This window comes from Algoriphagus sp. (assembly GCF_039969895.1).
Classification (GTDB): domain Bacteria; phylum Bacteroidota; class Bacteroidia; order Cytophagales; family Cyclobacteriaceae; genus Algoriphagus.
On sequence record NZ_JBDVMZ010000003.1, the window covers coordinates 151,120 to 173,466 of the forward strand.

The 22,347-nt window shown below is 42.1% G+C and carries 13 protein-coding genes; 8 read left to right on the forward strand and 5 right to left on the reverse strand.

What is annotated here, in order from left to right; genetic code table 11:
* Window positions 1-17: 17 nt before the first annotated feature.
* Complete coding sequence (locus ABJH64_RS00715; RefSeq protein ID WP_348276277.1) at window positions 18-311, reverse strand: hypothetical protein; 294 nt, start codon at window positions 309-311, stop codon at window positions 18-20.
* A 135-nt stretch (window positions 312-446) separates the two neighbouring features.
* Here ABJH64_RS00715 and ABJH64_RS00720 point away from each other — a divergent pair, with 135 nt between their 5' ends.
* Window positions 447-1,367 carry a serine hydrolase gene (locus tag ABJH64_RS00720; RefSeq protein ID WP_348276276.1) on the forward strand — a complete coding sequence of 307 codons (921 nt, stop codon included), beginning with the start codon at window positions 447-449 and terminating at the stop codon, window positions 1,365-1,367.
* Between the two features lie 21 nt (window positions 1,368-1,388).
* Here the strand turns inward: ABJH64_RS00720 and ABJH64_RS00725 are convergent, their stop codons facing one another.
* Window positions 1,389-2,000: an HD domain-containing protein gene (locus ABJH64_RS00725; RefSeq protein WP_348276275.1), complete on the reverse strand. Its 612-nt coding sequence runs from the start codon at window positions 1,998-2,000 to the stop codon at window positions 1,389-1,391.
* Window positions 2,001-2,383: 383 nt separating this feature from the next.
* On the opposite strand from ABJH64_RS00725, the gene ABJH64_RS00730 reads away from it, so the two are divergent.
* The 5 genes from ABJH64_RS00730 (at window position 2,384) to ABJH64_RS00750 (ending at window position 13,060) form a co-directional block, all read left to right on the forward strand.
* The gene (locus tag ABJH64_RS00730; RefSeq protein WP_348299224.1) at window positions 2,384-4,624 is read left to right on the forward strand and encodes a sodium-translocating pyrophosphatase; all 2,241 of its coding nucleotides are present in this window, start codon (window positions 2,384-2,386) and stop codon (window positions 4,622-4,624) included.
* A 450-nt stretch (window positions 4,625-5,074) separates the two neighbouring features.
* A complete protein-coding gene (locus ABJH64_RS00735; protein WP_348275180.1) occupies window positions 5,075-8,161 on the forward strand; it encodes a SusC/RagA family TonB-linked outer membrane protein in 3,087 nt (1,028 codons plus the stop codon).
* Between the two features lie 19 nt (window positions 8,162-8,180).
* On the forward strand, window positions 8,181-9,593 hold the full coding sequence (locus ABJH64_RS00740; RefSeq protein ID WP_348275179.1) for a SusD/RagB family nutrient-binding outer membrane lipoprotein: 1,413 nt from the start codon (window positions 8,181-8,183) through the stop codon (window positions 9,591-9,593).
* 76 nt (window positions 9,594-9,669) lie between these two features.
* Window positions 9,670-10,974, forward strand: coding sequence for a D-alanyl-D-alanine carboxypeptidase (locus ABJH64_RS00745; protein ID WP_348275178.1), 1,305 nt, complete (start codon window positions 9,670-9,672; stop codon window positions 10,972-10,974).
* 4 nt (window positions 10,975-10,978) lie between these two features.
* The gene (locus ABJH64_RS00750; RefSeq protein WP_348275177.1) at window positions 10,979-13,060 is read left to right on the forward strand and encodes a prolyl oligopeptidase family serine peptidase; all 2,082 of its coding nucleotides are present in this window, start codon (window positions 10,979-10,981) and stop codon (window positions 13,058-13,060) included.
* A gap of 197 nt (window positions 13,061-13,257) precedes the next feature.
* Here the strand turns inward: ABJH64_RS00750 and ABJH64_RS00755 are convergent, their stop codons facing one another.
* The 3 genes from ABJH64_RS00755 to ABJH64_RS00765 all read right to left on the reverse strand — a co-directional run bounded on the left by ABJH64_RS00755 (window position 13,258) and on the right by ABJH64_RS00765 (window position 20,787).
* Window positions 13,258-14,751, reverse strand: coding sequence for a RagB/SusD family nutrient uptake outer membrane protein (locus ABJH64_RS00755; protein WP_348275176.1), 1,494 nt, complete (start codon window positions 14,749-14,751; stop codon window positions 13,258-13,260).
* Between the two features lie 13 nt (window positions 14,752-14,764).
* Window positions 14,765-17,899 carry a TonB-dependent receptor gene (locus ABJH64_RS00760; protein WP_348275175.1) on the reverse strand — a complete coding sequence of 1,045 codons (3,135 nt, stop codon included), beginning with the start codon at window positions 17,897-17,899 and terminating at the stop codon, window positions 14,765-14,767.
* Window positions 17,900-18,351: 452 nt separating this feature from the next.
* Complete coding sequence (locus tag ABJH64_RS00765) at window positions 18,352-20,787, reverse strand: prolyl oligopeptidase family serine peptidase (RefSeq protein ID WP_348275174.1); 2,436 nt, start codon at window positions 20,785-20,787, stop codon at window positions 18,352-18,354.
* 384 nt (window positions 20,788-21,171) lie between these two features.
* On the opposite strand from ABJH64_RS00765, the gene ABJH64_RS00770 reads away from it, so the two are divergent.
* Both ABJH64_RS00770 and ABJH64_RS00775 read left to right on the forward strand, forming a co-directional pair.
* Window positions 21,172-21,588, forward strand: a complete 417-nt coding sequence (locus ABJH64_RS00770; RefSeq protein ID WP_348275173.1) for a DUF1801 domain-containing protein — start codon at window positions 21,172-21,174, stop codon at window positions 21,586-21,588.
* A gap of 1 nt (window position 21,589) precedes the next feature.
* On the forward strand, window positions 21,590-22,339 hold the full coding sequence (locus ABJH64_RS00775) for a DUF1835 domain-containing protein (protein WP_348275172.1): 750 nt from the start codon (window positions 21,590-21,592) through the stop codon (window positions 22,337-22,339).
* The last annotated feature ends 8 nt before the right edge of the window (window positions 22,340-22,347 follow it).

Consider the following 22,347-nt stretch of genomic DNA (forward strand, 5'->3'; position numbering starts at 1 on the left):
GTTATAAAAACTCTGATTTACTTATAAAATCTAATAAATAGCATAGCCCACTCATCCTCCAGGCTTAGGGTACACCTAGCTTCATCTGCTCTTCCATACCAATAATCTGCATTCCATAGATCTCCCTCCTTTCGGTGTAGGTAGGCATGAACCCTTGCTGCATCTTTCACCTCCAAACCATCCACCTCAGCATGTGCTTTAGACCAATCTCCATTTCCATCAAACCAAAGTGCCCTCAGAATAGGACTATAGCTTTTGACCTTATCCTTATTGCTTAAAAAATCTGCCTTTATTTTATCTGCTGAATCCATATACTTCTATTTTTGAAACTTAAAGAAAAGAAGGTCTAGTCGAAATCTTGTAATATTATCGCTCAAAAGGTAAAACTATATCTTACGATTTAATCTTCAACTCATCTTATTCTAGCCTATCTAACCCATTCAGCTATGTCCATTCAGCGACTTTTACTGTCATTTTATCTCTATCTAGCTCTAACCAACTATTTATCTGCGCAGACTGTAACGGATCCTATTTTAGAAAAATCAATTAAAGGCTTAACGGATTCTTTTCAAGGAGATGTTGGAATTTATATTGAAAATCTAGCCACTGGCGCAAGCGTAGAAATTAATGCTGACAGCATTTTCCCCTCGGCTAGTATTGTGAAAGTGCCAATTCTACTCGGGATTTTTGATAGAATAGAGAAAGGTGAATTACAGTACAGACAGCCGCTGATCTATAGAGATTCGATCAAATATGGAGGTTCGGGGATTATGCAGTTTTTCAAAGACTCAACACAGACAGACCTTAGTACGCTGATTGCGCTCATGCTTAGCTACTCTGACAATACCACCTCCCTTTGGAACCAAGCGCTAGCCGGAGGAGGAGCGGATATCAACGAGCTGATGGATAGATTGGGATACGAACATACCAGAGTCAATAGCCGAACACCAGGAAGAGACAAAATATGGGAGAAGTACGGCTGGGGCCAAACTACACCAAAAGAAATGGCTGATATTTTTGTCCGATTAAATAATAGGGAGCTGTTTAGCCCAGCTGCTTCAGAATTGATGTACCGCTTGCTTTCCAACACGTTCTACACTGAATATGCTATTTGGGGAATTCCGGCTGGAGTAAATGTCGCTAGCAAACAAGGGATGGTCAATGCGTCCAGGTCGGAGGTTTTTCTGGTAAACTCCCCCTCCGGTGATTACGTTTGCTCTATTTTCACTAAAAACAACTCAGATGTAAGCTGGGAGAATGGAAATGAAGCTTGGGTTTTAGCTAGAAAAATTTCAAATCTGGTCTGGAATTATTTCAACCCAAGCCAACCCTACACTAATCCTGAGGGTGCCGAAAAGTTTTTGTAAATGATAGAACTCCTTAACTAATCATATTGCTTCTTTAGCCAATTCTGAAATTTTATTCCGCAGGTAGTTCAGATTCTCTTCTTTTCCCGGAGCAAAAAACTGAAGCGCGTAGTCAGTATGGTAATGATGACCCATCATGAATCTCTCCGAATTTTTCAACCAATCCAGGAGATCCACCTTCTTGTCATTTAGCTGTTCGAATTCTCTCTTCAACAGTAATGTCTGTAGGTAGCATTGGTCCGAGCTCAAATGATATAAATCTGCATCACCAATAATTTTTTCCAACAAAGTCTTGGGTTGTTGAGGTACTTTAGTAGAGAGAATTGCCTGACAGATTCGCTCGATTCTACCCTCATTCAACCCATAATCAACCAAAAAATTCCGAGCGAAAGCCGCCCCTCTTTCTTCGTGATCCAAGGCCACTCCGTTCCAATAGCCTACATCGTGCAGCCATCCTGCAAAAAACAAATCCTCCATCTCAGCTCGGTCTAATTGGTAATATAGACCAATCTCCCGAACCTTCTCAACTATGGACAAGGTGTGGGCTAGATTATGATAGCAGACATTAGGATTCAGCCGCTCTGCAAACATTTTTCTAATAACTACTTCAAAATTTTCTAACTGTTGTTCCACAGGCTTGCAGGGGCATTGATAAGATATAGAAAACTAATTTACTATTTATATTGAATTAGCAAGATTTAAGCGATTGAATTTTAACCAATTAAAATTCAATGGCCTCCATACAGACCTTTCTTCCCTTCGGCCTGCCTATGAAGATTTCCGGCTAGGGCTGTTGAATATTGGAAGAGAGTAGATTTAGTAGAATTGTCAAATCATTGAAGAAAGGAGCATTTTATCTCAATTAATGAATCCAAAAGCTGATCCAGACAATTTATTCACAATAAAACTCTTTAAAAAAAGCGATTTAGGCAATTTCATTCTTCAATTGGCCAATAATTGAGAAGTTCTATATTTGCTCAATTAACAAATTCAAAATAAACAGTACGACTTACTTTATGGAACAAGCTTTAATTTATGCAGTCCCTGCGTTGGGACTGGTAGGCCTGATCGTGATGGCCATTAAATCTGCCTGGGTGACCAAGCAGCAAACAGGTGATAAAAACATGGTGGAGCTTGCAGGCTATATAGCGGATGGCGCCATGGCATTTTTGAAAGCAGAATGGAAAGTGCTTTCCTATTTTGCTGTCATCGCAGTAATTCTTTTGGCTTGGTCAGGAATGTCAGTGGAGACATCTAGTCCAGTGATTGCCATATCCTTCCTTATCGGTGCTGTATTTTCAGCTTTCGCAGGCTACATAGGAATGAACATCGCAACCAAAGCAAATGTGAGAACTACTCAAGCTGCCAGAACTAGCCTAAAACATGCGCTCAAAGTATCTTTCACTGGGGGATCAGTAATGGGACTTGGAGTAGCCGGACTTGCAGTGCTAGGACTTGGTTCTCTATTCATCGTCTTCTATCACATGTATGTACAAAGTGTAGGTGCTGGAGTGAATGGGTTGGAAATGGAAAAAGCGCTAGAGGTACTTGCAGGTTTCTCTCTTGGAGCTGAATCAATTGCACTTTTTGCCCGAGTGGGTGGCGGTATTTATACCAAAGCTGCTGACGTAGGAGCAGATTTAGTCGGAAAAGTAGAAGCGGGAATCCCCGAAGATGATGTAAGAAACCCTGCAACTATAGCTGACAACGTAGGTGACAACGTAGGTGATGTGGCTGGAATGGGAGCTGACTTATTTGGTTCGTACGTGGCCACGATTCTTGCTACGATGGTTTTAGGTCGTGAGATTGTGTCTGTTGATAATTTTGGAGGTATTGCCCCTATCCTATTGCCAATGGTGCTGGCAGGTCTAGGAATTGTATTTTCCATCTTAGGAATGTTCTTCGTCACTATTAAAAATGATAAAGGAGATGTGCAACACGCGTTGAATATGGGCAACTGGTCATCTATTGTTTTCACTGGAATTGCTTCCTTTTTCGTCGTTAACTACATGCTTCCAGAGACGCTTTCGATCAGAGGATATGATTTCACCAATATGGATGTGTTTTATGCGATTATTTTGGGGCTGATAGTTGGTACGTTGATGAGTATTATCACAGAATATTACACCGCCATGGGTAAGCGTCCGGTAAAATCCATCATCGATCAATCCGCAACCGGACATGCTACAAACATCATCGCTGGACTAGCGGTAGGTATGGAATCTACGGTTCTTCCAATCCTGGTATTGGCTGGTGGTATCATGGGTTCCTATGCTTTTGCTGGCCTGTATGGAGTAGCAATTGCGGCAGCAGGCATGATGGCTACTACAGCTATGCAATTAGCAATTGATGCATTTGGGCCGATTGCTGACAACGCTGGAGGTATTGCAGAGATGAGTCAGCTTCCTGAAGAAGTAAGAGAACGTACTGATATTTTGGACGCTGTGGGTAATACCACTGCAGCTTCTGGAAAAGGTTTTGCCATAGCTTCGGCGGCATTGACTTCATTGGCCTTGTTCGCGGCGTTTGTGGGTGTGGCAGGAATAGATGCTATTGATATTTTCAAAGCACCTGTGCTGGCAGCACTTTTTGTAGGAGGAATGATTCCCTTTATTTTCTCCTCTCTGGCCATCGCCGCTGTAGGACGTGCGGCTATGGATATGGTGAATGAAGTGAGACGTCAGTTCAGAGAAATCCCTGGTATCATGGAATACAAGGCAAAGCCAGAATACGAAAAATGTGTTGAAATCTCTACCAAAGCCTCACTACGTGAAATGCTACTTCCTGGTGCTATTGCTTTGATCACTCCTATTTTAATAGGCTTTGGTTTCCAAGGAGTATTTGAGCAAGTTTCATCTGCAGAGATGCTTGGTGGACTTCTAGCAGGTGTTACCGTTTCTGGAGTTTTGATGGGTATGTTCCAATCAAATGCAGGCGGTGCATGGGATAATGCAAAGAAATCATTTGAAAAAGGGGTAGAAATCGATGGTCAGATGTATTACAAAAAATCTGAACCTCACAAGGCTTCTGTTACTGGCGATACCGTTGGAGATCCATTTAAGGATACTTCTGGCCCTTCCATGAACATACTGATCAAACTGATGTCCATTGTAGCTTTGGTAATCGCGCCACATATCAGCCAAAAACCTCATTCTACTACGTTGACTGAAAAGATTGAGATCAAAAAAGAAATCAACTATGAAGACGGCAAAAAAGTAGTGACTGAAACGGTCACTGAAATAAAGACGGTGAATTAACATCAGCCAAAAAGCATACTATCGAGAGACTGCCTTACTCAGGGCAGTCTTTTTTTATGCTCATTCACAGATAGATAGCTATTACTTGCATGTATTCAAAATTAAATACGGCATAAACCAGCAACAGCAAATAATATTTGAGTAAAAAATCTAAATTATGAAATTGACAAAAATCAGTTGAAGGAATTGTAAATAAGTGATCATTAATTCCTAATTTATGAATCAATGGCGTCAAATAGAAAGAATGGTTAAGGGTTTATCTTCAATTTTAGAAATAATAAAGTGTAACCACAGCACCTATCTCTACTAATTTAAGCCATTCTAATTCAATCTATTAACTAGAAAACAGTCTAACCAAAACGCAGCTTGATGGATTTTACAAATTCACAAATCATGCAAGTAATTGCAACAAACAATTAAAAAACTAATTCTCATCTAAAAAACAAACACATGAAGAAAAACTACGCAATGACCTTGCTTTTTCTTTTAGGGTTTCTGGCAAGCATACCTCTCTATGCCCAGCAAACTGTCAAAGGAAAAGTAATAGCTAAGGAAGATGGAGAGCCACTTCCAGGGGCTAGTATTTTGATCCAGGGTACCAGCACGGGTGCAGTGACAGATATTGATGGCTTTTATAGTATCGATGTCCCAAATGCCAACACCGTCTTGGTTTTCTCTTTTATAGGATTTGATTCCAAAAGTATCACCGTTGGCTCTGCCACAACTCTTGATGTAGTTTTGGCTAGCTCAGCATCGGATTTAGATGAATTTATCGTAACGGCCTTTGGTATTTCTCAAGAGAAAAAATCACTGGGATATGCAGCTCAAAGTATTAATTCGGATGCAATCTTGGAAAGCAAACAAGTGAATGTGGTGAATGCCCTACAAGGACAAGTCGCCGGAGTTCAAGTAACTAATTCCGGAGGAGCTCCGGGACAATCTGCTAGAATAATTATTCGTGGAATCAACTCGCTCGATCCAAACGCTGATAACCAGCCCTTATTCGTAGTGGATGGTGTCCCAGTGGATAATTCAACAGTAGAATCCGCAGGCACGCCCCGAGGCATGAGTAACAGAATAGCAGATATCAACCCAAATGACATAGAAAATATGTCTGTACTAAAAGGTGCGGCGGCGACAGCCCTTTATGGGGTACGTGCCGCCAATGGTGCCGTTATCATAACTACCAAAAAAGGTAAATCAGGACAGGTACAGGTAAATTTCTCTAGCTCTTTTGGAGTGGATGAGCTTGTCAAAAAGCCTAAACTTCAGGATGAATACGGACAAGGGTTCAGCGGAGTGCGTGATGACTCAAGCTTTTGGCCATCTTGGGGAGCCAGTTTCGCTGAAGAAAACGATCCAAACTACGTCTATCAGGACAATTGGAATAAAGCTTTCGATACTGGGATGACATTCGACAATAACCTAAGTGTTTCAGGTGGAAATGACAAAGCCACTTTTTATGGTTCATTTGGCAGACTAGATCAAGAGGGAATTATTCCTTTTTCAGACTGGGAAAGAACCACCGCTAAACTGTCTGGCACCATTACGGCAAGCGAGAAATTCAATTTCTCAGGGTCTATTAACTTCAGTAATTCTGGAGGAAATAGAGTTCCACACGATAGATTCCTTGAGCGAATGATGTATTGGTCTGAATCCACTGATGTCTCCGACTACATCAATGATGACGGCACCATGAAGACTTACGGAAATACGAATCCGATCTACGATGCAAGATTTGCTACCTATGAAGATGATGTAAATAGAGTAATCGGAAACATTAACTTCAACTACAGTCCTACAGATTGGTTGATGTTCTCTTATAGATTAGGTACAGATTTCTACAGTGATAGCCGCACGGAGATCACACCTGGCCCTATGGGCATAGATGGTGAAGTTGCCTTGAGTTCTACAGGTTTTATCGAAGAAACCAGAATTAACAGCAAAGACATTAATTCCAACTTCTACATCACCTTAAAAAAACAATGGAATGAAACCTGGAATACACAGTTAAGATTAGGTAATGATGTCTTCGAAAGACAGTTTGACAGAGTCACTGCTACGGGATCAAACTTCGTAATCCCAGGTTTTTATAACCTAAGCAATACCACTCAGATCTTTGCTAGTCAGGGAAAAAGCATCCGACGACTTGTCGGCTTCTACGGTGACCTGATGGTGGATTACAAAAACTTTTTATTCTTGAACGTAACTGGAAGAAATGACATTTCCTCTACGCTTCCTAAGGAAAACAATTCCTTCTTTTACCCATCGGTAAGTTTAGGATATGTATTCACCGAGAATTTTGATGTGCCATCTTGGTTTACTTTTGGTAAACTAAGAGCTTCATGGGCACAGGTAGGTAAGGACACGAACCCGCACATCTTGGGAGCCACTTTCGTCTCTCCATCTGTTTTCCCTCTGAATGGACAAGTAGGATTCTCTAAAAACTCCACCTTCGGGGATCCTGCCCTGAAGCCAGAGAGAACCACTTCAATTGAATTCGGTACCCAACTAGCTTTCTTCAACAACAAGCTTAATTTGGACGTGACCTACTATAAATCAAACTCTGTTGATCAGATCATTCCTGTCCCTATATCAGATGCGACTGGATTCTCTTCCTATATCACCAACGCAGGTGAGATAGAAAACAAAGGGTTTGAATTTGTATTAGGTGGTACTCCAGTAGAAAAAGGTGACTTCCGTTGGGATGTAACAGCGAATTTGACAACCAACAAAAATGAGGTTAAGGGAATTCGTGAAGGTATTGACCAGATAGTAGTTGGATCTCAGTTTGGATACGTGGGATCAACGGTAACAATGATCCTCAAAGAAGGCGAAGCCTATGGCAACATCTACGGAAGCCACTATACTAGACCGGGATTAGCCGAAGGAGCAGAGTTCCTAGATAGAGACCTTCCTCAACTAATCGGAGCAAATGGATTCCCAGTTCGTAACGGTACTCAGCTTGTGCTGGGAAATGCAGTTCCAAAATTATTTGGAGGATTAAAGAATCAATTCTTTTACAAAGGTCTTGAATTCTCCTTCTTAATTGATTTTCGATCAGGCCTAGAGCAATATAACCAGTTCGGCAACTTCCTTTCTGCCTTTGGAAAACAAGAGGATTCTGAAAGAAGAAATGAAACAGTAGTATTCCCTGGAGTACTTGCGGATGGATCTCAAAATACGAAAGAGGTTTGGCTAGGACAAGGCATTGGTCCTGATGGGGTAAACTACGGAGCTGGTTACTGGAGAAATAGCGTTAGAGGTGTTTCTGAAAACTTCGTAAATGATGCAAGCTTTATCAAACTTAGAAATATAACGCTTGCCTATAACTTACAACCAGAACTTCTTGAAAGGACGCCATTCAGAACTGCAAGAGTAGCTTTGGCAGCAAATAACATTATCCTATCCACCCCTTGGGATGGGTTTGACCCAGAGTCCTTCTCTGCAGGCGCAGGTGGAAACGCAGTTGGATTTACTGGCTTGGGATTCCCTGGAGTTCAGAGCTATTTCGTGACGTTGAACCTTGGATTCTAACCTCTTAAAGACTAGAAAAATGAAATTAAACTATAAAATAAAAGCGATTTTGGGTGCATCCTTGATTCTCTCGGCTTCTGCCTGTGAATCATTTCTGGATGTCAATGAAAATCCTAACAACCCTGAAGATGCACCTATCTCAGGCTTGATGACTAATATAACCTACGAAACTTCACTGAACGTCTTCAGGTCTGGTAGCGCTGTTAGTAACTACGTGCAATACCTGGCTTCGCCAAACCCTGACAGTGGATCAGATACGATGGAAGCGCTAGACTTCAGTGGAACTTGGTTCAGTCTATATAATGTGATGACTGATTTGAACGAGATGAATAAAAAGGCTGAGGAAGCAGGTTCCCTTCACTACCTAGGTGCGGGACAGGTCTTGATGGCTCTGAATCTAGCTATGACAGTAGATCTATTTGGAGATGTACCTTTTTCTGAAAGCTTCAACTTCACGACCGTAACTCCAGCTTATGACGATGACCAAGTGCTTTATGGAAATGTTATAAGTTTGCTAGACCAAGGTATCGCTAATTTAAATGGCACCACTTCCATCTCGATCGGAGATGACGACTTCATCTATGGCGGTGATGTGGCTACTTGGATCAAATTCGCTAATACCCTAAAAGCAAGATATTTGATCCATACAAAAAGCACCCAATCCTATAGCTCGGCTGCAGTACTTTCAGCTGTCAGTGCAGGCTTCACCTCAAACGCTGACAATGCTGAAGTGCTCTTCTTCGAACAACGTTTCAACCCTTGGGCACAAGTGGCTATCAATAATGAAAACTTACTCTTAGGTGGCTGGATTTCTGAGCAATTTGTAGAGGCTTTGGACGGTACTTCTTACCCAGCTGTTGACCCTAGATTACCATTGATGATCGGTACTACGGATGATGGTGAGTTTATAGGTACTGAGAACGGTGCAGGGAGAGGCGATGCTCCTGAGCAAGGGGCAAGATCTACACTGATCCCAGGCCAATATTACACTTCCACCCTTTCACCTATCTTGATTGCTACCTACTCTGAACTGAAATTCATAGAGGCAGAAGCCGCTTTTGACACTGATAAGGCACGTGCTTATCAAGCATACTTAGCAGGAATCAGCGCTCACATGGACATGCTTGGAGTATCCGCTTCTGATAAAGCAGCTTACCTAGCCGAACCAAGCGTAGCTGTAGGAGCAGCGGGATTAACCATGGATTTGATTTTCAAAGAAAAATGGGTAGCCCTGTTTTTACATCCAGAGACATGGAACGATGCGAGAAGATTTGACTATGCATATAAGAATTTCACTCCTCCTGCCAATGTCAACCCTAACTTGGGAGGTGACCTCATCAGACGTTTGGCCTATCCAGATAGCGAAATCAGCCGAAACGGTGCCAATGTCCCAAGTGTGACACTGACTGATAGAATCTGGTGGAATCAATAAGGGAATTTTAATTCCTAGAGTCTCCTGCCAATAGGTGGGAGACTTTTTTATTTTAATCGACTACTATAAATTCACTATGAGAACGCTCCTTTTAGCTTTCCTACTTGTTTTCAGCTCCTGCACTGTGCAGAAAATCAACAAATCCCTCACCAAGTCTGAGGTGTTTGACCAAGGACATTTGGGCTTTATGCTTCTAGATCCAGATAAAGATAAAATCCTCGTAGATATCAATACTGACAAGTACTTTATCCCCGCTTCCAACACCAAACTATTTACATTCTACACCTCCTACACCCTACTAGGCGATAGTTTAATTAACGGTTTGAACTACATCGAAAAAGGTGATTCATTAATCTTTTGGGGAACTGGTGATCCTAGCTTGCTTCATCCCGATTTGAAAAACACCGTCGCTCTAGATTTCCTGAAAAACCAAAGCAAGCAGCTCTACCTTCTTGATAACTTCGATCAAGTCTCCGCATTCGGTCCAGGCTGGGCTTGGGATTGGTACAATGCCTATTACGCCACCGAGCGTTCAGCCTTTCCTATTTATGGAAATATAGTCCGTTTTGAAAAGAAGGACGAGAAAACAAAATTTGAAATTATTCCCCGACAATTCACCAATCTAGTTCATTCAGAAAAACCAGCAGACTGGAAAGGCTATCGGTTCCAACGTGACCGAAATGCCAATATTTTCACCTATCAGCAACCGGACACTTGGGAAGGTACTTTTGAAACCGACATCCCTATGCTCACCTCGCCTGAATTGGCGGCGGCTTCTCTCTCCGAGCAATTAGGAAAGAAAGTAACCTTGATAAAAAATCAATCCTATCTCTCCGCCATTCCAACGAAACTTCAAACCGCATCTGCTGATAGCATCTATTCTCAGATGATGAAAATATCTGACAACTTTCTAGCAGAACAACTTTTACTCTTGGTCTCCGACCAACTGGAAAACAAGCTAAGTACTGCTGATGCGATTGCTTACGCCAAGGAAAACCTGCTGGCAGATCTACCGGATGAGCCTATTTGGGTGGATGGATCAGGACTTTCATCCAAAAACATGTTTACCCCTAGAAGTATCGTCGCACTACTTGGCAAAATCCGAGAACAAATTCCTCTGGAAAAAATCAAAGCCTATTTCCCAGCCGGTGGTGAATCTGGGACTATTCGCAACTGGTACCCATCTGATCCTGGTCAACCTCCGTACATCTATGCCAAAACCGGGACCCTCTCCATGAGCAATGCTCTGAGCGGATATCTACTAACCAAAAGTGGGAAGATCCTCCATTTCTCCTGCCTGATGAACAACTATCCTATCTCGGGCAATGAGCTAAAAACTGAACTCACCAAGGTGCTTTACTACATCCATGACAAGTATTAAACCCATGAAAAAATCAATCCTCTACGTCTTACTTCTTTCCATTTTCCTCTTACACCAAAATCTCTACTCCCAATCCTTCACCATGGAGCAAGTTGGGAAATTCAGCTTCCCTTCTGAACTCACCTCCTCTCCCTCTGGCGAAAAAATAGCCTGGGCAATGAATGAACAAGGAAAACGAAACATCTATATTGCCGAAGGGCCAAATTTCTCACCCCAAAAACTAACCGAATTCAATGAAGATGATGGGCAGGAAATCAGCAGTCTGCAATTTACACCCGACGGGAAATGGTTGGTCTTTGTACGAGGAGGAGATCATGGAGGTGGCAATGCTTCCTCCACCGTCAACGCCCTGAACTTACCAACGCTTCCCGATGTCCAGATTTGGAAAATCAACCTAACTGACGGAAAAGCTCAAGCGATCATTGAAGCTGACAACCCAGTGGTTGGTGCACCGAATCAACTAGCTTTCCTCAAAGGTGGTCAAGTATGGACAGCTAACCTGAACTCATCCGAAAAACCGGCTCAACTTTTTGAAGTCAAAGGGAATGTCGATTATGTCCAATATTCGCCAAGTGGAAAAAAACTTGCCTTCTCGGTCAATCGTTCCTCCCATTCTTTAGTCGGAATCTACGAAGACAGCAGTACTCCTATCCAATGGATGTCCCCATCTTTTCATAAGGACATCTTGCCCCAATGGTCACCCGATGGCAAGCAGCTCGCTTTTATACGGCTTCAAGGGGGCAAAGGCTCGGCATTTCCGGTGTTAGAACCTCGCCATATTCCGTGGGAAATATGGCTTGCAAATGTCCAAGATGGATCTGCCGAAAAACTTTGGAAAGCCCCAGAAACCCTAAGAGGCTCTTTTGCTTACCCCTTCTTTTCCTTTACCTCCGATGGAAATCTTGCTTTTCAATCCTACCAAGATGGCTGGCAACACCTCTATGCGCTGGACATTACTACGGGAAAAAGTACGCTGCTCACCCCTGGAGACTATATGGTAGAGCAGATTAAACTAAATCCGGATAAGTCAAAATTGATTTTTTCTGCAAACGCAGGTTCTGAGCCAGAAGATCTTGATCGCAGACACATCGGAACTGTCGCTATCACCACCAAAGAACTACAATGGATAACAGCTGGATCTGGCATAGAAGCCTATCCTGTGTGGATCGGTGGTCAGGGAAAAATTGCCTATTTCAGCGCTACGGCTCAGCGTTCACATTTGATCGCTGTAAATGATGGTGAGGAAACCAAACTTCTGCAGCAAACCATAATCCCTTCAGATTTCCCACAAGCCTCTCTAGTTGTTCCTACTCAAGTGAAATTCACTGCACCAGATGGAACAATTATCTATGGACAACTTTTCGAAAAAGAAGGCAGTTCCTCAAAGAAGCCAGGAGTGATATTCGCGCATGGGGGACCACAGCGACAAATGCTTTTGGGTTGGAGCTACATGGACTATTATTCTAATACCTATGCGATCAACCAGTATTTGGCAGAGCTGGGATTTGTCGTGCTTTCAGTAAACTACCGTTTGGGGATAGGCTATGGGTATGAGTTTCATCGACCAGCCAATGGCTATTATCAAGGGGCAGTAGAATACCAAGACATCAAAGCAGGCGGCAAATTCCTAGCTAACTTGCCTCAGGTCGATAAAGATAAAATAGGGATTTATGGAGGAAGCTACGGGGGATATTTGACAGCATTAGCCTTGGCTAGAGATTCTGATTTATTTAAAGTGGGGGTTGACATTCACGGCGTTCATGACCTAGATGGTCGATATGAGCTTCCTGAAACTTTTGAAGTTGCACCTGATTTAGACAAAGCAAAAAAAATCGCTTGGGAATCCTCCCCGATGGCAGATTTGGATACCTGGACTTCACCAGTGCTTTTTATTCACTCAGATGATGACCGAAATGTGGGTGTGTCCCAGACGGCTGATATCATCCGAAGGTTTGAGGAATTGGACAAACCCTATGAAGCCATCCTGATCCCTGGGGACACCCATCATTGGATGAAGTGGTCCAATATGATACGAGTAGATCAGGAGACAGCTGATTTCTTAAAAAAACATTTGATGGATAAATAAAAACCTGCCCGAAACGCTAACTAGGAGGCAGAACTTATCAAAGTTACATTCAACTCTATAGAAAGAGTTTGAGAACCTGAATTTGATAAGCAAGGAAAATATCAAAACTTGCTTCTGAAGGCTGCCACATTTTACTTAGAAAAAAGCCCGGGAAAATTTCCCGGGCTTGATAAGAATACAATCAAATTAAGTAGTGCTTAAGATGGATTTTGAATCATCAATTCATTAGCATTAATCTCATCGATTGGAATTTGCCACTGCCAGTTGATAGTGCCCGCAGGCTCTGTAAACTTACCAGCAACTACTTGATCTACGTGGTTTGAACCTGTTCTGTCAAGTGGAAGATTCAACCTTTTAAGGTCATAAAATCTAAATCCTTCACCCCAAAGTTCAATTCTCCTTTGTACCATAATTTCCTCGATTAGAGCAGCACCTGTATTGGTAGTGCCAGCGTATTGAGGATTTCTTTGCTTCGCGAATTGATCTAAGATCACTTTAGCTTGTGCATCATTTCCGCCTCTAGCCAGGGCTTCAGCCTCTAGTAGATACATCTCTGATGCTCTCATATACATTACATCTCCCACAGAAGATGCATTGCCCTGAGCTACAAACTTTCTGTTCATATAGTCTCTTTTCGCAAAGTTGCTCAAAGTAACCTCATCGATAAATGGATCTCTAAGCGCTGGTTTGGAAGCATTTGGATCCCAAAGGTTCTTTCTGATATCAGAATCAGGGATCTTGTTGAAAAGCAGCTTACTGATTGCTTTAGGATTTCCACGAATATTGGTAGAACTGAAGTTCACAGACATATACGCAAAGTAAGAAGCAAAGAAAGTCTGCTGATCGTCCACCTGACGACTTCCCCAGATCCACTCAGGGTTATCTACATTATTGAAACCAGCATACATATCTGCCTCACTCATTAGTGGATACCCTTCTCTGGCCAATTTGGCAGCAGCAGCAGCATCAGACCATCTACCTTGTGTTAAAGCAATTCTTGCCTTGATGCCATTAGCCACATTGATGTTGATATGAGACTTTGCATTTCTACCCTCATCCAAAAGCGCGATAGCAGCTTCGATGTCAGTATTGATTTGCGTATATACTTCTTCTACTGTATTTCTTGCTCCACCTTCAGTGATTGGCTCAGTAACAATAGGAACACCCAGTTGGCTATTATTTCCGCCAGCATTGTATCGCTCTGCGAAAAGCTGCACCAAGTTGAAATGAGCCCAAGCTCTATAGGCTAAGGCCTGACCTTTAATCTCATCCTTTTCAGCTTGAGGACCTGCTGCTTCATCGATGTTTGCAATAATCATGTTAGCATTTCCAATCACTCTGTAGTAGTATCTCCAGGCAAATCGCACATCACCGGCATTCTCATTTCGGTGAGTCAACCATCTGGTAGTACTTACAAACCAGTTATTAGCCAAGCCTGTCATCACGACATCTTCACTCATTACCTCTCTCATAATCATCATACCTCCCTCTCCAGGCTGTCCCTGAGAGTCCCAACGAATATAAAGTGATCTGTGAATCCCGTTGAGGGCAGAAAAGGCATTTTGCGTAGTAGTGAATACAAGACTTTCGGATACCGCATCTGTTGGAACAGTATCCAGGTAATCCTCTGCACATCCAAAACTCAAGACGAGTAGAAGTAGTAGTGTTAGTTTATTAAATATCTTTTTCATAGTCGTTTTCATATTAGAAGTTGACATTTATGCCCAAAGTAAACGTCCGCGCAGGAGTGAATGTGTTGGACGCAGTTCCTTGGAAACTTTCAGACACAAACATTCCTTTTCTCGACGAAAGCCAACCCAGGTTTTCACCTGCTAGATAGACAGTTGCACCTCTCAGTTTCAATCGCTGAAGAATATCTCTGTTAAGCGTGTAGCTCAAATTGACGCTTCGGAAGTTCAACCACGAGCCATCAGTCAACCATCTGTCAGATCCTACATTGGTATTATTCGAATTAATCACATCCATTCTAGGCACGTCGGTGATGTCACCTGGCTGCTGCCAACGATTCAAAATATCGGTATGCAATGCGCCTCCGTCAGGATCTGCAGACATTAATCCTGCATAGATTCCATCGTAGAAATCTCCACCTACTGAGAAAGAAACCAACGCACTCAAAGTAAATCCTTTGTAGCTGAAGCTGTTACTCCATCCACCAAAGAAATCAGGGATAGATCGACCAGCAAAGTGAAATCTTGCATTCTGGAAATTAGAAGTGAGGGTGTCAGATCCTACGATTCGATCTGCATCGCTATCTGGATCATATTCCTCAGCTCTATATAAGCCATCACCTGTTTCAGGATCTACGCCTACCCAGTCTCTAAGCCAGAAATCATAGATTGATCTACCTACTTCAAATTTCTTGGTTCCGTTGATCTGCTCTTCAAACGGAAGCTTTTTAAATTCATTATCAAAGGTGGAAACGTTCAGGCTCGAAACCCATGAGAAATCATTCGTCTTCACTAGCTCACCCTGAATAGCAAATTCAATTCCTGAGTTTGACATAGTACCAATGTTTTGGATACGGCTGCTCAGACCAGTAGTAAGAGAAAGTGGTACATCGAAAAGTAGATTTTGAGACTCTCTGTAGAAATATTCGATAGATCCTGAGAATCTTTTTCCAAAGGCAAAATCCAATCCTATGTCATACGTGTTGTTGGACTCCCATACTAGATCTCTGGCAGCCAAACTTGCCTGAAGGATACCCGGCTCAGTTGCATTGTTGAAACCCAAGTCATAAAGAGCTTGCCAAGGATAATAGCTACTCACGTTATTATTTCCTACCTCACCATATGAAGCTCTTAGCTTAAGCATATCGATGAACTCAGACTGGAAGAAATTCTCCTTGTCGATGTTCCATGCTCCACCAACAGACCAGAAAGTACCCCATCTTACATCTTCGAAGAATCGTGAAGATCCATCTCTTCTGATAGAAGCTGAGAAGGAATACTTATCATCATAAACATAATTCGCTCTAGAGAAATAGGACTCAATTCTATCCTTGTCAGTTCTACCGGTAGCAGAGTTGATTGTCACAAAATTGTCTGGCTCAATATTTCCAGACAAAATCTGATCTTGCTTGGAGATAAACTGCACAGTTCTGGTAAAATCATAATTCTCATGACCTGCAAGTAGATCTACAAAATGCTTCTCCTTAAACGTGTTGGTATAAGTCAAGATTTGATTGAAAGTCAAGCTATTGATTCGGATATTTTCTCTTCTCGTTCTTCCGGCTGGAGCTCCATCACCTACGATGGTGTTGTCATAACCCAGATTCAAAAGAGAAGTCATGTCTTGCGCTATGTTGGTTCTCAAAGTAAAATTCTTAAGGAAATAAACTTCCGCATATGCTCTTCCAGAGATCACATCTCTATCAAAAGAATCCACATTGAGAAGTGTTTCTTGCACTACATGACGACCAGGAAAAGATCCAGGACCACGAGTAGGTAAGCCCAAATTGATCAAATCACCCGTATCGTAGATTTTATTTCCAAATTCATCCAGAATAAAACCTCCAGTCTGCATGTTCTGCGCAAAAACAGGATAGATAGGTCCCATAGATCTCGCTGTGAAGAATGGATTGACAAAACTGTTGCTTCCACCATCTCTAGCATTGTTTCCTTCAGAAAGCGTAGCAGAAAGATTCAATCCTGTTTTCATCCATTTGGTAGGCTTGGTATTCATGTTCAGCCTTCCCGAAAATCTCTCAAAGTCTGAGTTAATGATAAAACCATCTTCCGTCAAATATCCAAATGATGCATAGTAGTCAGTATCTTCATTTGCTCCACTATAGGTCAAATTATATTCACCTCTATTGCCTGTTCGCTGAATCTCATCAAACCAATCCAATCCTTGGAAGTTATTCACAACACCCGGAGCTAACTGTCCATCAGTTCCTACCACTTGGTTGTTTGGAATATTGTAAACATTATATCCCAACAGCGGGATAAGGTTGTCAGTAGCATATTGATTTGCCACTGCTGGCTCTGCTCCCTGAGTCAATCTACCGTTTCGTAGAGATTCCCAAGTCAGCGGATAATACTGATCAGCGTTCACTCGATCGTATTCAGGAAGTGCACGACTAGCAATACCCTGCTGCACTTTTAAGTTGAAGGTAGGCTTGTTCTTTTTACCCTTCTTAGTAGTAATCATAATCACACCATTGGCAGCTCTAGAGCCGTACAATGCAGATGATGATGCATCCTTCAAAACCGTAATATCCTCGATATCTTCTGGGTTCAGGTTGCCAATAGCTGCATCATAAGGTACACCGTCCACTACATAAAGTGGAGAACTTGATGAGTTAACAGAACCAATACCTCTGATACGAACAGCCGGAGTGGATCCAGGCTGTCCACTTGCAGAAGTGGTGATGACACCTGCAGCCTGTCCTTCCAATGCATTGGCTACGTTGTTGATTGGTCTATTAGCAATCTGATCAGCTTTGATCGCTACTGCAGCTCCAGTGAAGTTACCTTTATCTGCAGTACCGTAAGCGGTGACAATCACCTCATCCAGGTTCTGAGTGTCAGGATTCATCGTTACATCGATCACACTTCTGTTACCAATCACCTCTTCCCTACTCTGATAACCAATGTAACTGAACACCAGTACATTGGACCCATTCGGAACATCTATTGAATAGGTTCCGTCCAAATCTGATACCACACCAATTGTGGTACCTTTCACCAAGACACTTACTCCAATGAGTCCATCCGGTTCTTCCTCCGAGACTAGCCTGCCAGTCACAGTTCTGCTCTGCGCATACACCGTCACCGACACTAGCAACCCTAGAAGTAAACTGAGTAATGTTTTTTTCATAAATGGTTTGTTAATTATTCACTTCACTTGCTGCACCTTGCAACAAGTATTATCACTAAAATAAATTTTAGTAGGTTAAAGTAGCGATTCAGCATTACTTCGGAAGTCAGGTTGACTTGAGCAAATCAGCTATTGAAGAAGGTAATCGCCACTCGTTATTTCATATTTTTAGTAAGTTCTAAACACCTGATTTGGGTAAAAAATCAAAAACCCTCCAAATCCAAATTTTGACAGAATTCTATCCAGATTTATTGATTTTTTAACCCAATTTAGAATTGCAACTCCTAATATTCAGTCAATTGATTCTAAAATCAAACGATTTTCTTTAAAAGAAAACAAAACACTCTTCATTAAACTTCTCTCATTCGTCCCATTTCTTAAGTAAATTTCACCCTAAAGAATTCTTTTAAGACACACATGTTCGAATGAGAGAAGTGTATTATTTGAACTATTTACTTACTGCTTTCTATCTCATTCTTATTCTTTACATATTTTTCCAACCAAGAGTCCATTTCCCAAAGCGTGTGATTTATAGATTCTTTGGCGGCATAGCCGTGACTTTCATTTGGCAAGAATACTAACCTTGCTGTAGCACCATGTCCTTTGAGGGCATTATAATATCGCTCTGATTGGATGGGGAAAGTACCTGAGTTGTTATCTGCCTGTCCGTGAATCAGCAAAATCGGAGTTTCTACTTTGTGCGCAAAAGAGAAAGGTGACATGTTAAAATACACTTCTGGAGCCTCCCAGTAGGTTCTCTGCTCATACTGAAATCCGAAAGGAGTAAGAGTTCTATTATATGCACCAGATCGTGCTATGCCTGCGGCAAATAAATTCGTGTGCGAAAGCAAATTAGCAGTCATAAACGCTCCATAGGAATGACCACCCACTGCGATTCTATCTCTATCTCCAATTCCCAACTCTACGATTTCGTCTATCGCAGCTTCAGCATTGGCTACTAGCTGATCGATGAAATAGTCATTCGGCTCCTTGTCCCCTTCGCCTACGATTGGCATCTCAGTTCTATCCATGATCGCATAGCCACGCGTAACCCAGAACAAAGGGGAACCTGAACTAACTCTCGTAAAAGCATACTGCGAGCCTCTTACCTGAGCGGCTACTTCCTTAGACTTGTATTCTCTAGGATAGGCCCACATCAACACTGGAAGAGGCGCATCTTTACCTGGTTCAAAACCCTCAGGAGTATAAATTACTGCAGAGAGATTCAATCCATCATTTCTCGTGTAGGTAACCAATTGCTTTTGAATCCCCTTGATTGACTCGTAGGGATTATCAAAGTTGGTTAATTGCCTTGGAGCTATTCTTTTCTTGGTATTCACTAACCAATAGTTAGGCTGAATATCCGTACTTTCTTTAATAGTGATAAATTCACTAGCATCATCATTCAGCACTACTGCTACTCGCTCGTAAAAGGGCGCTTGAGATCTCCAGAGAATTGTTTCCTCCTTAGTTTTGGTATTAAAGGTGGATAAATAAGGCATATCTCCTTCTGGCGAACCACCCGGGCTTCGCATATATAACAGATCACCTTTTCGCAGCAGCACATTTCTTCCAAACTCATTTTCTACCATCACCGGATCTCCTGGATCATTGTACAAATCATCTGAAGATCGATCTATAATTAGGTGTTTAGCCTGGCTTGGATTCGATGGATTGATGATTGAGCGCATGTCTCTACGGGTTCTGGACCAGCGTTCATTCAGTATTGCAAACGAATCATCCGACCAATCTATCCCGCCAAATCTGTAGGCAGACGTAGCCAGTATTTTCTTATCTCCGGAGAAAGGTGCCGCCAGCGTATAGATTATTTCACGCTCTTCCATCTCTACCCGAGCATCTCCTCCATCCTGAGCCTCTACCCAATAAACCACTGCTGGCTTATCTGCTCTCCAGTTGATATTTCTCGGGCCAGTCACTGTAGCGTCAAATCCTGTAGGGATATTTTCACCCAAAGGAATCTGGGCTAACGTTTTAACCTTCTTGCCATCACGTGACCAAATCTCTACGTCATAAGGAAATCTGCTAGCAGGCACTAAGTATGAAAATGGCCTCTGGATCAAATCAACCATGATGTAGTTGCCATCAGGAGAAAGGTCCATAGACTTGATCATTCCAGCTGGACCGATCGGTTTCTTATTTCCTTCCAAATCAATCTCCATCAGCTGAGAATCCATGAAATAGGCAAAAAGCTTTTCATCATACGGATTTTCTAGCAAGTCTTGGTAAGTTCTGCTTGGAGCAGCTTCTCCAGTAGTCTCTTGGATGATTGGTCCCGCAGGCGCTGAAGGTCTCACCGGAATAGCTCCACGTGTTGGATTTACTGCTTTCACCAGCATTTTATTGGCTGGAGTCCACAGTACTGAATTACCATATACATCATTGACAATTTTATCAGTCAATTTCTTGGCAGAATTTGTACTCAAATCTACCACCCAAAGGCTAATTCCATCTGCATCTGTCTGCGTGAAAGCCATGTATTTCTCATCCGCAGATACACTCATCCCACCCATATTTGGCTGAGCAGGCAAACCTGTTATCTGAATTTCCTCACCAGACAGTGTTTTCTTGATTTTAATATTTTCAATTCCAGTCTGACGGCTGGGTCCTGAGGTTGCAGGATTTATTCTCATTCCAGCTATTTTCAATTCCGGCTGAGATAGCATCTCTATACTTGGATTGTCAGATCTCTCCATTACCAGCATCCAATCGCCGTTTTTGCTAAAACGAACAGAAGGAGTGCTTGGAGCATTTACCAGATCAGCAATAGACTTGGGAGGAGTTTGGTAAGTATTCTGTGCAGAAACCTCTATCGAGGAAGCTGCTAAGAAGAATACAAGGGCAAAAACACTAGTAGCTCTTAATTTCATATGTTAAACTTGTTTTAGGGTCAGCTGGAATCTCGTAGGGCTTTTGATCACCCAGTGGTGTTACGATTTTCACTATGCTCAATTTCGTAAAAGATAGTTGTTGTTTTATTGCACTTTAGAATTACTTAGCTTTTGAAATCACCCTAATTTGTCACCTACTCAACAAGTGCGATTTCATTTTGTTATATTTTGGTTTAGGAAAATTGCCAGCGACAATTCAGAGAGATAGAGGGATTGAGACAGAAGGCTGGGAATTAGTTTGAGTCACAATTTATGGCAAGAAACTCGAAATATGCAGGCTTATTTTGAAAAGTATGCAAAAAAAAAGCATCATTTTAGACTTTTACCTCCCAGAATTACAAAATTTACACTAAACCAGTAAGCATGTCCGAACTTCAAACCATCCCAACCAACGCCTTTGTAGAAGACTTTCTCCAGACAATAGAACATCCGGTGCGAAAAGCAGATAGCTTGAACTTAGCAAAACTATTTGAAGAGGAATCTGGAGAAAAGCCCATGATGTGGGGGCCAAGCATAGTGGGATTTGGGATGTTCAGGTATTACTACCCTTCGGGAAAAGAGATGCAATGGTTTCCCGTAGGATTTTCTCCCAGAAAACAAGCACTTTCCATTTATATCATGCTTGAAAACATTCACCTACAACCATTTTTGGAAAAACTGGGTAAACATAAAAAAGCTAAAGGATGCCTTTACATTAATAAACTGGCAGATATTGATGAGACAATCCTTAGGGAAATGATCCGAACTTCCATAAATTTAATTCAAACCAAAAACCAATAATATGCTACACGTTTTGAATGGTGATTCGCTCCGCAATGCATTTCCATCCAGAATACTTGGGAACATCGCCGTCGTACGAGAATGTCTTGTAGATGGGCCAGTAGATGCCGATTCTATAGAAGAGCTGGCCGTCCTTCGTGCCAACTACCTAGCTAAAACCTATCCTAAAGCTACCGAAAAAGACTATATAACTGATGTGATACCTGAATTTGAAAAGATCCTCACTGCCACGTCAGCCACGCAAGTTTATTTGTGGTTTGAGCATGACCTTTTTTGCCAAGTCAACTTATGGTTTGTGACAAATCTCCTAAAATCTCACAAAGGCCCATTATTTCTAGTAAGTCCCACGACAGATTTGATTGAAGGCTTTGGCGGAATGAAAAGCCAGGAACTCGAAAGAGCCTACAGAAACGCAGTACCGCTTACCTCAAACGAGCGACACATTTTAGCGGATATGTGGGATATCTACAAGCGAGGAGATGTGTCGGAGGCCATGACCCTATCCTATCAAGTTCAGCCTGAAATGCCCTTTTTGTATCCTGCAGTGGTGGCCTGGAAGGAATCAATTCCTCGAGGCAGCAACCCTGGAAAACCAAAAGTGGCACTGAAGGAAATCGCAGAACAACTCGACACCGATGATTTTGGCAAAATATTCCGGGCTTTTCACATCAAATATCCCATCTATGGATATGGGGATTTACAAGTCAAGCGACTTTGGGAGGAACTGAAAAAAGAAGAATTGGAAAATTAAAGATAAAG

What these genes read in the sequence shown, in the direction of transcription:
- ABJH64_RS00715 (WP_348276277.1), bottom strand. Translation starts at nt 311, where the DNA reads ATGGATTCAGCAGATAAAATAAAGGCAGATTTTTTAAGCAATAAGGAT.
- ABJH64_RS00720 (WP_348276276.1), top strand. Translation starts at nt 447, where the DNA reads ATGTCCATTCAGCGACTTTTACTGTCATTTTATCTCTATCTAGCTCTA.
- ABJH64_RS00730 (WP_348299224.1), top strand. Translation starts at nt 2,384, where the DNA reads ATGGAACAAGCTTTAATTTATGCAGTCCCTGCGTTGGGACTGGTAGGC.
- ABJH64_RS00735 (WP_348275180.1), top strand. Translation starts at nt 5,075, where the DNA reads ATGAAGAAAAACTACGCAATGACCTTGCTTTTTCTTTTAGGGTTTCTG.
- ABJH64_RS00740 (WP_348275179.1), top strand. Translation starts at nt 8,181, where the DNA reads ATGAAATTAAACTATAAAATAAAAGCGATTTTGGGTGCATCCTTGATT.
- ABJH64_RS00745 (WP_348275178.1), top strand. Translation starts at nt 9,670, where the DNA reads ATGAGAACGCTCCTTTTAGCTTTCCTACTTGTTTTCAGCTCCTGCACT.
- ABJH64_RS00750 (WP_348275177.1), top strand. Translation starts at nt 10,979, where the DNA reads ATGAAAAAATCAATCCTCTACGTCTTACTTCTTTCCATTTTCCTCTTA.
- ABJH64_RS00755 (WP_348275176.1), bottom strand. Translation starts at nt 14,751, where the DNA reads ATGAAAAAGATATTTAATAAACTAACACTACTACTTCTACTCGTCTTG.
- ABJH64_RS00760 (WP_348275175.1), bottom strand. Translation starts at nt 17,899, where the DNA reads ATGAAAAAAACATTACTCAGTTTACTTCTAGGGTTGCTAGTGTCGGTG.
- ABJH64_RS00765 (WP_348275174.1), bottom strand. Translation starts at nt 20,787, where the DNA reads ATGAAATTAAGAGCTACTAGTGTTTTTGCCCTTGTATTCTTCTTAGCA.
- ABJH64_RS00770 (WP_348275173.1), top strand. Translation starts at nt 21,172, where the DNA reads ATGTCCGAACTTCAAACCATCCCAACCAACGCCTTTGTAGAAGACTTT.
- ABJH64_RS00775 (WP_348275172.1), top strand. Translation starts at nt 21,590, where the DNA reads ATGCTACACGTTTTGAATGGTGATTCGCTCCGCAATGCATTTCCATCC.